This window comes from Pseudomonas sp. HMWF021, assembly GCF_003061005.1.
Lineage (GTDB): Bacteria > Pseudomonadota > Gammaproteobacteria > Pseudomonadales > Pseudomonadaceae > Aquipseudomonas.
On the sequence record NZ_QAIK01000170.1, the window covers coordinates 4,396 to 16,358 of the forward strand.

At 61.6% G+C, this 11,963-nt stretch carries 13 protein-coding genes; all 13 read right to left on the bottom strand.

The window, feature by feature from the left end:
* Positions 1 to 828: flagellar motor switch protein FliM (gene fliM / locus DBR18_RS24495; RefSeq protein WP_108592272.1), on the bottom strand; the 828-nt coding region annotated here is incomplete at its 3' end.
* Positions 829 to 837: 9 nt separating this feature from the next.
* Positions 838 to 1,341, bottom strand: coding sequence for a flagellar basal body-associated protein FliL (fliL, locus tag DBR18_RS24500; protein WP_007966247.1), 504 nt, complete (start codon positions 1,339 to 1,341; stop codon positions 838 to 840).
* 224 nt (positions 1,342 to 1,565) lie between these two features.
* Positions 1,566 to 2,945 (bottom strand): flagellar hook-length control protein FliK, encoded by a 1,380-nt coding sequence (locus DBR18_RS24505; protein ID WP_108592250.1) that lies wholly within the window; start codon positions 2,943 to 2,945, stop codon positions 1,566 to 1,568.
* 106 nt (positions 2,946 to 3,051) lie between these two features.
* On the bottom strand, positions 3,052 to 3,399 hold the full coding sequence (locus DBR18_RS24510) for an Hpt domain-containing protein (protein WP_108592251.1): 348 nt from the start codon (positions 3,397 to 3,399) through the stop codon (positions 3,052 to 3,054).
* Positions 3,400 to 3,429: 30 nt separating this feature from the next.
* On the bottom strand, positions 3,430 to 5,133 hold the full coding sequence (locus DBR18_RS24515) for a fused response regulator/phosphatase (protein ID WP_108592252.1): 1,704 nt from the start codon (positions 5,131 to 5,133) through the stop codon (positions 3,430 to 3,432).
* A gap of 5 nt (positions 5,134 to 5,138) precedes the next feature.
* Positions 5,139 to 5,444: an STAS domain-containing protein gene (locus tag DBR18_RS24520; protein ID WP_007966243.1), complete on the bottom strand. Its 306-nt coding sequence runs from the start codon at positions 5,442 to 5,444 to the stop codon at positions 5,139 to 5,141.
* A gap of 156 nt (positions 5,445 to 5,600) precedes the next feature.
* The gene (gene fliJ, locus DBR18_RS24525; protein ID WP_108592253.1) at positions 5,601 to 6,050 is read right to left on the bottom strand and encodes a flagellar export protein FliJ; all 450 of its coding nucleotides are present in this window, start codon (positions 6,048 to 6,050) and stop codon (positions 5,601 to 5,603) included.
* A gap of 6 nt (positions 6,051 to 6,056) precedes the next feature.
* Positions 6,057 to 7,415 (bottom strand): flagellar protein export ATPase FliI, encoded by a 1,359-nt coding sequence (gene fliI / locus DBR18_RS24530; protein WP_007966241.1) that lies wholly within the window; start codon positions 7,413 to 7,415, stop codon positions 6,057 to 6,059.
* Complete coding sequence (fliH, locus tag DBR18_RS24535; protein ID WP_108592254.1) at positions 7,405 to 8,211, bottom strand: flagellar assembly protein FliH; 807 nt, start codon at positions 8,209 to 8,211, stop codon at positions 7,405 to 7,407. Before fliH ends, fliI begins: the two co-directional genes overlap by 11 nt.
* A gap of 4 nt (positions 8,212 to 8,215) precedes the next feature.
* The gene (gene fliG, locus DBR18_RS24540; protein WP_007920042.1) at positions 8,216 to 9,235 is read right to left on the bottom strand and encodes a flagellar motor switch protein FliG; all 1,020 of its coding nucleotides are present in this window, start codon (positions 9,233 to 9,235) and stop codon (positions 8,216 to 8,218) included.
* The gene (gene fliF, locus DBR18_RS24545) at positions 9,228 to 11,015 is read right to left on the bottom strand and encodes a flagellar basal-body MS-ring/collar protein FliF (protein WP_108592255.1); all 1,788 of its coding nucleotides are present in this window, start codon (positions 11,013 to 11,015) and stop codon (positions 9,228 to 9,230) included. Before fliF ends, fliG begins: the two co-directional genes overlap by 8 nt.
* 15 nt (positions 11,016 to 11,030) lie before the next feature.
* Positions 11,031 to 11,360, bottom strand: coding sequence for a flagellar hook-basal body complex protein FliE (gene fliE, locus DBR18_RS24550; protein WP_003222869.1), 330 nt, complete (start codon positions 11,358 to 11,360; stop codon positions 11,031 to 11,033).
* 232 nt (positions 11,361 to 11,592) lie between these two features.
* Positions 11,593 to 11,963 (bottom strand): helix-turn-helix domain-containing protein (locus tag DBR18_RS29845; protein ID WP_305891544.1); only part of this gene is annotated, 371 nt, incomplete at its 5' end.

Below are 11,963 nucleotides of genomic sequence, written 5' to 3' on the forward strand. Positions count from 1 at the left end.
CATGTGCAGGATGTCGCGCAGCTTCAACTGGCGGCGGGCCACGGTGGCGCCGATCGGTACGTCGACATCGAGCACGTCCTGACGCAGGGCGTTGACCCAGCGCTCGTCCTGATCGTCGAGGTCCGACTGGAAACCGGCGTCGAGCATTTCGCGCACCGGCTCGATCATCGAGTACGGCATGGTCACGTGCAGATCGCCGCCACCGCCATCGAGTTCGATGTGGAAGGTGGAGACCACGATCGCTTCGCTCGGGCCGACGATGTTGGCCATGGCCGGGTTCACTTCCGAGTTGATGTACTCGAAATTGACTTCCATGATCGCCTGCCAGGCTTCCTTCAGATCGACGAAGGCCTGCTCCAGCACCATGCGCACCACACGCAGCTCGGTCGGGGTGAATTCACGCCCTTCGATCTTGGCGTGACGGCCGTCGCCGCCGAAGAAGTTGTCCACCAGCTTGAACACCAGTTTGGCGTCGAGGATGAACAGCGCGGTGCCGCGCAACGGTTTGATCTTGACCAGGTTGAGGCTGGTCGGCACGTACAGCGAGTGCACGTATTCGCCGAACTTCATCACTTGCACGCCACCGACGGCGACGTCCGCCGAGCGGCGCAGCATGTTGAACATGCTGATGCGGGTGTAGCGGGCAAAACGCTCGTTGATCATCTCCAGGGTCGGCATGCGTCCACGGACGATGCGATCCTGGCTGGTCAGGTCGTAGCTTTTGACACTGCCGGGTTCGGCAGCGTTATCGGTCTGTACCAGACCATCGTCGACGCCATGCAACAGCGCGTCGATTTCATCCTGGGACAGCAGATCCTGCACGGCCATGTCGTGTTCCTACTGCAGTACGAAATTAGTGAAAAGCAACTGTTCGATCACCACTTTGCCCAGCTCTTTCTGCGCCACTTCCTGGACGCTGGCTGTAGCCTTCTGGCGCAACATCTCTTGCCCGACCGGGGTCGCCAGCGTGGCGAAATCCTGACCGGAGAAGAGCATCACCAGGTTGTTGCGGATCACCGGCATGTGCACTTTGAGCGCTTCCAGATCGGCCTGGTTACGCGCCAACATGGTGATGCTCACCTGCATGTAGCGCTGACGGCCGTTCTGGTTGTAGTTGGCGACAAACGCCGGCGCCATCGGCTCGAAAATCGCCGGTTGCTTGCCGACCGGAGTGGCCTCGGCCGCTGCGGCAGGCTTGCTCTGAGCGCTGTGCATGAAGTACCAGGTCGCGCCCACGGACACACCGATCGCCAGCAGCAGAGCCACCACGATCAGGATGATCATCTTGAGTTTGCCTTTGGTCGCGGGGTCTTTTACAGCTGCTGCTTCGCTCTTCGCCATGCCAATAATCCGTCACTAATCGGGTTTTCACAGTCGCACGGCAAGGCAAGAGCAAGTGTTATGCCAGAAGTGTCGGAGCGTCGGAGGAGTGGGAGCATGAATCGATGCGAGCCCTGTGGGAGCTGGCTTGCCAGCGATAGCGATTTGTCTGACACATTGGTTTTGAATGTGCCGCCGCCATCGCTGGCAAGCCAGCTCCCACAGGTTTTTGTGGATACTTTGAATCAGGCGTAATAGTCGACGGCGCTGCTGCCAATCACGCTGGTGGTTTGCGCGGCGGCTTCAGCCACTGCCGCCGGCGTCAGCTCTTCATCGGTCGAATCCAGACGACCGCCAGTCGCGCTGGTGCGGCCACCCTGGCCCTGCTGCGCCTGTTCCTGGCCCTGCTGACCCTGCCAGCCACGGCTCTGGTCGGAGACATTGACGTCGACCTGGCCCATGCCCTGCTGGGTGAACATGTCGCGCAGGCGATGCATCTGGCCATCAAGTGCTTCACGCACACTTGGATGCGCGCTCATGAAGGTCACCTGAGTCTGCTGGTCCGGCACCATGTTCACACGGATGTCCAGACGCCCCAGCTCTGCCGGCTGCAATTGAATATCCGCCGCCTTCAGATTGGCGCTCGACAGGTACATGACGCGGTTGACGATTTCTTCGGTCCAGCCACTCTGGTGCATGGCGATCGGCTGGTTCACCGGCACCGCGTTCGCGGTTTTCGGTGTGGCTGCCTGGGTCAGCGCCGCCAGACGGTTGGCGAAGTCATCGACACGGGTGTCGCTGGTGGCCGCTTTCAGATCTTTCAGGCCATCGTCGATCAGGCCGCTGAAGGCCTTTTCACCATTCTGACTGGTGCTGTCCTTGTCGGCCTGCACGTCGAGCATGCTGGCCATGCCGGCAGCGAAGTTCTGCGCTGAAGTCAATTCACCGTCGGCCTGGGTCTGGGCTGGCGTAGCTTTGGGTTGTGCCTGGCTGCTGGCGGAAATATGCCCGCCCTGCTCCATCGCCATGCGCAACGCCGGTAGCGAATCGAGTGGATCGGCTGCCGGGTCGAAAGCGCTGTCGGTGGATGCCGCCGGGTCTTTGACCACTGCTGGCGTTACCGCAGCGGCCACGACCGGCGTTTCGGCCTTGACCGGTTCTGGTGTTGCAGCAACCGGTGCCGGCACAGGCGCGGTCACCAGCGGCTGCACGGTGTGCGCCAGAGCCGGATCCAGCGCCGGATCCACCGGGGTGGTATCAGCGACTGGTGTCTGCGTCGTATCAGCGGCAGCGTCGTCGCCGGCGGCCTGATCATCGGATGGGGTCGACGCAGTCTTGTCGGCAGGCAAGGCATTGCCGCTATCGGCAACGGCCGGTTGTGTGGCGGCAGACTTGTCCTTGGCGAAATCTTTCTTGTCGCTGTTGTCGGCAACCTTGTCGCGCGAAGGTTTCAGCGAACTGTCAGCGCTCGCCAGCGATTTTTTCGGGCCTTGATCGGCGAACACCTGAGCGAAGCTCGAGGCCTTGTCCCCGGTGTCTGCGGCCATGACCGGCGTTTTGGCAGCAGCGGCTTGCGCCTTGGCCTGGGCGGCAGATTGAAGAAGAACATTGGGGGTCGCAGGCATGACACGGTCTCCGCTGCACTGGGATCGTAGGTACAGTTGACGGGGAATACTGCAAGTGTCGGGCCAGAGTTGTCCGGCGCTTGCGAAAAGCGCCGGACGGCAGGGGTCAGTGGGTCAGTGCGTGCTGGCGTTCGTCTTCGTAGTCAGGACGGACTTTCGCGAATTCGCAACTGATGTCGGCCACCATTTTGACGATTTCCGCGGGGCTTTTATTTTCGGCTTCAGATTCCAGTTCCTGACAGAGCTCCGCCAACCGGACTGCTCCCATGTTGCTGGCGCTGCCCTTTAAACTGTGGGCAACTTCTGACAACGCCTTGGCATCCGCTGTCTTTTGCAACTCGACCAAGCGACTTTCGGAATCCGCCAGAAAGGTATCCAGAAGCTCCGGATAACCATCCTCCATGACTTCGCGCAGTACGCTTAGCGCCTCGCGATCAATATGTATCTCAGTCACTTGTTCACTCCTTGATCAAGAATGCGCGAATTATGCCTTAACCTCCCAGAAAAACTCTACGCAGGCACTGCGACCTTCGTCCGACCAACTGGCGTTATGCCCCAATTGCCGGATCAAACTGACGCCGCGCCCCGACAGACGGACACCCTCCAGCGGCCGCTCCATCACCCGCGCCACATCGAAACCTTTGCCGCTGTCCTCGACACGGATGACCAGACAGCCACCCGTGCCTTGCGGCCTGATCTCCAAATGCACGCGCACATAGCCGTCCTGCAGGGCCTCCAGTCGGGCATTGCGCTGCTCGTAATAGCGGGCGAACCCGGCGGCATCACGCTTGAGGCTGGAATCCAGACCCAGCACGCCATGTTCCAGCGCATTGGAGTACAACTCGGCGAGCACGCTGTAGATCGCCCCGCCCTGGGTGCGCAAACCATGCACTTCCTGCAACAACTGCAGCAGATACGGCAAAGGATTGAAGCGCTTGAGCGTAGCCCCGCGAAACTCGAAGCTCACCGACCAGTCCAGCGGGCTCGACTGGCCGCTGTCGGAATACACCGGCGCCGACGGCACGACATGCGCCGCCTCTAGCAGGCTGATCTCGACCATGCTCACGTCGTCACGGGGTTCGCCGCGAAATTCGCACAAGGCTTGCTCAATCTCGGCGAACAGGTTGTCCGGCTCGCGGTTGGCGGCGAACAGCTGCTGCAAACGCTCGACACCAAACAACCGGTCCTCGGCGTCAGTGGTGTCGATCACGCCATCTGACAGCAGGAACACTCGATCCCCGACCGCCATGGCCTGCACTTCGGTGCGATCGTCAAACGCCTGCGGGCTGAGCACACCCAACGGCAAATGGCGCGCCGCCAGCGGCAGCCGTTCGCCCGTGGTGATGCGGTGCAGATAGCCGTCGGGCATGCCGCCGTTCCACACTTCCACAGTGCGGCGCTGAAAGCTCAGGCAAAGCATGGTCGCGCAGCAGAACATGTCCACCGGCAGGATGCGCTTGAGCTTGGCGTTCATTTCGCGCAGGGTTTCGGCCAGGCCGTAACCCTTGGCGGTCATGCCGTAGAACACCTCGGCCAGCGGCATTGCTCCCACCGCCGCCGGCAAGCCGTGGCCGGTAAAATCACCGAGCAGCACATGCATGTCGCCGGCCGGGGTGTAGGCCGCCAGAAGCAGGTCACCGTTGAACAGCGCGTAGGGCGATTGGAGATAACGAATATTCGGCGCACTCAGGCAACCTGAATGCGCCACCTTGTCGAAAACGGCTTTGGCCACGCGCTGTTCGTTGAGCAGGTAATCGTGATGCCTGGCGATCAGGTCGCGCTGCTGCAACACCGTGGCCTGCAAGCGGCGCAAGCGATCCATTGCCTTGATTTTGGCGGCGAGGATCACCTGGTTGTACGGCTTCGCCAGAAAGTCGTCACCACCCGCCTCCAGACAACGAGCCAGCGCTTCACTTTCGGTCAACGAAGTGAGAAAGATGATCGGCACCAGGGTTTCCCCCGCCAGCGCCTTGATCTGCCGCGCCGCTTCGAAGCCGTCCATCACCGGCATCATCGCGTCCATCAGCACCAGATGCGGTGGCTGACGCTTGAATACCTCCAGCGCTTCGGCGCCATTGGCGGCGGTCAGCACTTCATGGCCCTGACGGCGGACGATGGTCGACAACAGCAGACGGTCGGCGGCGCTGTCTTCGGCGATCAGGATCGTCAGTGGCTCTTGCGCCTGCATGGCCGTCAACTGATGTCGAAGAGTTTGTCGAAGTTGGAGATGGCGAGGATCTTGCGCACGTCGGAGTTGCTGTTGATCACCCGTACGTCCGAGTCGTCGCCGCCGGCGTGATCGCGCAGCAGGAGCAGCATGCCCAGCGCGGAGCTGTCGAGGTAGGTGGCGTCTTTCAGATCCACCACGATGGAGTCGGGTTTTCTGTTAAGCCGCTCATAGGACTCGCGAAATTCCTGATGGCGCCCAAAATCGAACCGCCCCCTGACCGAAATCGTCAGTTTTTGACCATCCGGAGAGACTTCTGTAACGACTGACATTGACTGGCTTCCTTGTCATTGACGAACGTGTACAAGGTTTAGCACCTGGACAGGGTTGGGGCAAGGTGCAGAGCAAAGTCAAAAGATCGCAGCGTGCCGCAGCTCCTACAGGATCGGTGTAGGAGCTGCCGAAGGCAGCGATCTTTTGATCTGGCTTTAAAAAGGATCGTGCCGCGGCAAACGCTGCGACAACTCGTCCAGCAGCTTCTGCTCGCGCTTGTCTTCGAGGCGTTGCGCCTCTTCGCGGTAGCGCTGCACCAGTTTGCGCAGGCCTTCGACCTTGGCGAACGCCTGTTGCCAGGCATCCCGCGCCTTGACCAGGTTGTTCTGATGCCAGACCAGACTCTGCCGCTGCTGGTCGATGGCCGTATCCAGTTGCGCCAGAAAGCCGTGGTAACCCAGCAGCCATTGCCCGGAAACCCCGTCGCTGCCGCGCACGATCCACTGTTCCTGATAATCCAGACGAAAGGCATCGAGGTCGGCGAGTTTGCTTTCGGCCACTTTGACCTGGCCTTGAAAGTAACCCAGGCGTTGCACGGCGGTTTTCTCGGCCTGCTCGGCCATTTCCACCACTGGTGCCAGACGCGCAGCTCGGCTCACGGCCATGGCCGGTTACCCGCCCGCCGCAGGGGCGAACAGGGTTTCCAGATAGGCCTGGCTTTCGCCCATGTTGATCTTGTCGTTGAGGCCCTGACGCTGATAGCGGGTCAGTTGCGGTTGCAAAGAGATCGCCAGATCGGTCTCGCGGTCGCCACCGGCGACGTAAGCGCCGACGCTGATCAGGTCGCGGCTCTGCTGATAGCGCGACCACAGCTGCTTGAAGTACTGCGCACGCTGCATGTGTTCCGCCGAGACCACGGCCGGCATCACCCGGCTGATCGAGGCTTCGATGTCGATGGCCGGGTAGTGACCTTCTTCCGCCAGACGCCGGGACAACACGATGTGGCCGTCGAGCACGCCCCGCGCCGAGTCGGCAATCGGGTCCTGCTGGTCATCGCCTTCGGACAACACGGTGTAGAACGCGGTGATGGAACCCCCGCCCTTCTCCGCGTTACCGGCGCGCTCCACCAGTTTCGGCAGTTTGGCGAACACCGAGGGCGGATAGCCCTTGGTCGCTGGCGGCTCGCCGATGGCCAGGGCAATTTCCCGCTGGGCCTGGGCGAAACGGGTCAGCGAATCCATCAGCAACAGGACGTTCTTGCCCTTGTCGCGAAAATACTCGGCAATCCGCGTGCAGTACATCGCCGCGCGCAGACGCATCAGCGGCGCGTCGTCCGCAGGGGACGCCACCACCACGGAACGCTTGAGGCCTTCTTCACCGAGGATGTGCTCGATGAACTCTTTAACTTCTCGACCCCGCTCACCGATCAGACCGACGACGATAATGTCGGCCTCGGTGAAGCGGGTCATCATGCCCAGCAGCACCGACTTACCGACACCCGTACCGGCAAAAAGACCCAGACGCTGACCGCGCCCGACCGTCAGCAAACCGTTGATACAACGGATGCCGACGTCCAGCGGTTCGTGGATCGGGTCGCGGTTGAGCGGGTTGATGGTCGGGCCGTCCATCGGCACCCAGTCTTCGGCCTTCATCCCGCCCTTGCCGTCCAGCGCGCGTCCGGCGCCGTCGAGCACGCGCCCGAGCATGCTCATGCCCATCGGCAGGCGACCGGTTTCCGCCAGCGGCACCACACGGGCGCCCGGGGCGATGCCGGCGACGCTGCCGACCGGCATCAGAAAGACTTTGCTGCCGGAAAAACCCATGACTTCCGCTTCCACCTGGGACGGGTGATAGCTGTCGTCGTTGATCACCAGGCAGCGCGTGCCCATGGCGGCGCGCAGGCCTTCGGCTTCGAGGGTGAGGCCGACCATGCGCAGCAGGCGCCCTTCGAGAATCGGCGCGCCGGCGATTTCGGTGGCGTCGGCATAGGTGCTGAGGCGCTTGGCGAAACTGGTGCGTTCAAGGCGCATCGGTGGTGTCCGCGAGCGGCGCTTGCGGCGCAGCCGCCAGTTGGCTTTCTTCAGGAATGTCCAGACTCAGGTCCGGCGCGGCCGGGTGCAGAGCCTGCTCGTGCAACTGGTCAAACAGTTTGGCCATGACCTGAGTCACGCGAGTCTCGATGCTGGCGTCGATGCGGCTGTGCTCGGTTTCAACCCGGCACCCGCCCGGCAGCAACGTGTCGTCTTCGACAATGCGCCAGGTTTCTTCATGGCGCTCGCGCAAGGCCTTGGCCTGCTCGAAGTCCTGCGGATTAACGTACAGACGCACGTTGTCCACGCCCAACGGCAACAGCTTGAGCGCGTCGCGCATGACGTGTTCGATCTGGCTGGAGTCGATGGCCAGCTCGCGCTTGATCACCTGTCTGGTGATGTGTTGCACGAGGTCGACCAGCGACTTTTCGATCTGGGTGTCTTGCTCGGCAATCGGCTCGAACAGGTGGGTCATCAATTGCTCGAGGCTGGCGAGTTTCGCCGCCAGCGCCACTTCGGCTTCCTGACGCACCTTGAGCGTGGCGCTGTGAAAGCCCTCTTTCTCGCCGATGCCAAAGCCCTCGTTGTAAGCCTCCTGACGGATGCTCTCGAGTTCTTCCAGGGTCAGTGGCTGGACTTCTTCCAGCGGCACTTCTTCCATTTCCGGCGGTTCAGGCTCCGGTTCCGGCTCGGGTTCCGGTTTCGGCGGATCGAAGCTGGGCAGCGCCCAGGATTCGAAACCACGGACATCGCGGGCGCGGATCAGATCCGTCACTGACTCGTCATGCTTGTCCATGGGCTTAGATCATTTCCTCGCCGCCCTTGCCACCGAGCACGATCTCGCCGGCCTCGGCCATGCGACGGGCAATGGTGAGGATTTCCTTCTGCGCGGTTTCCACGTCGCTGACGCGCACAGGGCCTTTGGCTTCGAGGTCGTCGCGCAACAGTTCGGCGGCACGCTTGGACATGTTCTTGAAAATCTTCTCCTTGACGCCTTCGTCCGAACCCTTGAGGGCCAGCACCAGCACATCGGAAGAGACTTCGCGCAACAGCGCCTGGATGCCGCGGTCGTCGACGTCGGCCAGGTTGTTGAACACGAACATGAGGTCTTCGATCTGACCGGACAGGTCTTCGTCGACTTCGCGGATCGAGTCCATGAGCTGGCCTTCGATCGAGCTGTCGAGGAAGTTCATGATGTCTGCAGCACGCTTGATGCCACCCAGGGTGGTGCGCGAGGCATTCGAGTTGCCGGAGAACTGCTTCTCGAGAATCTGGTTCAGCTCTTTCAGGGCCGCCGGTTGCACGGTGTTCAACGACGAGACGCGCAGGATGATGTCCAGACGCACCTTGTGGTCGAAGTTGCCGAGCACTTCACCGGCCTGATCCGGATCGAGGTACGCCACCACGATGGCCTGGATCTGCGGGTGTTCGTAACGGATCACGTCGGCAACGGCGCGCGGTTCCATCCATTTCAGGCTGTCGAGGCCGCTGGTGTTGCCACCGAGCAGGATGCGGTCGATCAGGCCGTTGGCCTTGTCTTCGCCCAGGGCCTGGGTGAGCATTTTGCGCACGTAGTCGTCGGAGCCGACGCCAAGGCTGGTCTGATCGCCAACGATGTCGACGAACTCGCTCATGACCTGCTCGACCTGCTCGCGATGGACGTTGCCCATCTGCGCCATGGCCACACCGACACGCTGAACCTCTTTGGGGCCCATGTGGCGCAGCACTTGGGCTGCATCGGTCGAACCCAGGGACAGCAGCAGAATCGCGGCTTTGTCGACCTTGTTCAGTTTGACGGTTGCGGCTCGGTTATCACTCATCTGCGTTAATCCACTCTTTCACGACCTGAGCCACGCGACCCGGATCTTCGGCCACCAAGCTCTTGATTGCATTAAGCTGTGCGTCGTAACCCTCGCTCGGGCTAGGCAACAGAATGCTCTGCGGACCACCGAGGCTCACGCGGTCGTTGGCCAGGTCGCCGTCCAGGCCGCCCATGCCACCGAGTTCCACGTCGCTGCCCAGACCGGCCAGCTCCTTGCCTTTGCCGCCGCCGGTGATGTTGTTCAACACCGGACGCAGCACACCAAACACCAGCACCAGGATGAACAACACACCCAGCACCTGTTTGACGATGTCCCAGAACCATGGCTGGGAGTAGAACGGAATATCGGCCACCACTTCACCGCGTTCGGCGGAGAACGGCATGTTGATCACGCTGACGCTGTCGCCACGGCTGGCATCGAAGCCGACCGCGTCCTGCACCAGACGGGTGAAGCGCGCCAGTTCATCGGCGCTCCACGGCGCGCGGGTGGTTTCGCCGTTGGCCGCATTGACCTTGACCTGATCGTCGACCACCACCGACACCGACAGACGATTCAGGCGACCCTGCTGCTGTTTGGTGTGGCTGATGGAACGGTCGAGTTCGAAGTTCTTGGTGGATTGTTGACGCTTGTCCGCCGGGTACGGTGCAAGCATAGGCTGGCCGGTGGCCGGGTCCATGATCTGCTGACCGTTGGCATCCACCAGTGGCTGACCCGGCTGAATCATGCCGGTAGAAGCTTGCGCGCCACCGGTGGTCTGCGGGGCCGAAGCCGGCGCCGGCGGCTGGTTGCTCAGGGCACCCGGCACACCTTGCGGGCCATTGCTGGCGGTGCGCTGTTCATTGACCGACTGCTCGCTGCGCAACGCCGGCTGGTCCGGGTTGAACTGCTCGGCGGTGGATTCGACGGCACTGAAATCGATGTCGGCCGAGACTTCAGCCTTGTAACGATCGTTGCCCAGTACCGGTTGCAGAATGTTGTGCACGCGCTGAGTGAGCATGCTTTCCATACGACGGCTGTAATCGAACTGCTTGCCGGCCATGGTCATTTCGGAGTTTTCCGCCTGATCGGAGAGCAGGTTGCCCTTCTGATCGACGACGGTGATCTGCGATTTGCTCAACTCGGGAACGGAAGTCGCCACGAGGTTGATGATCGCCACCACCTGACCCGGCTCCAGCGAACGCCCGGAGTACAGCTCGACCAGTACCGAAGCGCTTGGCTTGCGTTCATCACGCACGAACACCGAGCTCTTCGGAATCGCCAGGTGCACGCGAGCGCCCTTGACGTTGTTCAGGCTGGAGATGGTGCGCGCCAGTTCGCCTTCGAGGCCGCGACGGTAACGGGTCGCTTCCATGAACTGGCTGGTGCCCAGACCCTGTTCCTTGTCGAGGATTTCGAAACCGATGTTGCCGTCGCTGGGAGTGACACCAGCGGCCGCGAGTTTCATCCGCGCACGGGACAGGTCGTCGGCCTTGACCAGCAAGGCGCCGGAGTTCGGCTCGACGGTATAAGGGATGTCGGCGGAGGCCAGGGTGTCCATGACCTGCTTGGCGTCCATGCCGGCAAGGCTGCCGTACAACGGACGGTAATCCGGCTGCTGCGACCACAGCACCACGGCAAAGCCAATCGCCACGCTCGCAGCCAGGCCGACCAACAGGCCCACCTGACGCAGCACGGTCATCTCGGAGAGGTTTTCCAGGAAGGACAGGCCGAACAGCGGCGGTTTGCCGTCTATCGGGGTGGCCTTGGCCGGAACGTTATCGGCGACTGCTTCTGCCATGACTCAATCTCGTCCTTAAACCGGCATCTGCATGATGTCTTGATAAGCCTGAACCAGCTTGTTGCGCACCTGGGTCAGAGCCTGGAACGACACGCTGGCTTTCTGCGAGGCGATCATCACGTCCGTCAGATCGACGCCGCTCTTGCCGATTTCAAATGCGTTGGCCAACTGAGTCGACGCCTGCTGGGTATCGCTGACTTTGTTGATGGCCTGACCGAGCATGTCGGAAAAGCTGCTGCCTGCCAGTTCAGGGACGGCGGCAGTCGATTTCGGCGTGGCCATGGCGTCCATTTTCATGGCCTTCATGTCCATCATCAACCGATTAAATTCAATACCTTGGCTCATGGTCTACTCTCTTGGGCGGCCCGCAATTTTTTGACACTCACTCGGCGGGTACACAGGTGTTAGCAACAAGGGTGCCAGCTCGGCGGACTTATTTTATAAAAGCCCGTCCAGGCACCGCGAAATCACTGTGGGAGCGAGCTTGCTCGCGAAGAGGGAGTGTCAGTCGACATTTTCGCAACTGCCCCACCGCTTTCGCGAGCAAGCCCGCTCCCACAATTGACAGCGACAACGTTCAGGTGGCGAACAGATAGCCTTCGACGTCCATCCCGGCATCACGCATCTGCGCCAGCTTGTAGCGCAGGGTACGCGGGCTGATACCGAGTTTTTCCGCGGCTTCCTTGCGGCGGCCACGCTCGGTGCGCAGGGTGTCGATGATCATCTGGAACTCCCGGCGCCGCAGGTCATCGCCCAGCGCACCGGCGGATTCGGCCTCGACTTCGATCTCGCGCACCAGCGGTTGTACCGGCACAGCCGCCGGCGCCGGGGTAAACGTCACCGCGCCGGTCAGACAGAAATCCTGCGGCTGGATCAATCCGCCCTGCTGCAGAATCAGCGCCCGTTGAATCGCGTTATCCAGCTCACGCACATTGGCCGGCCATGGGT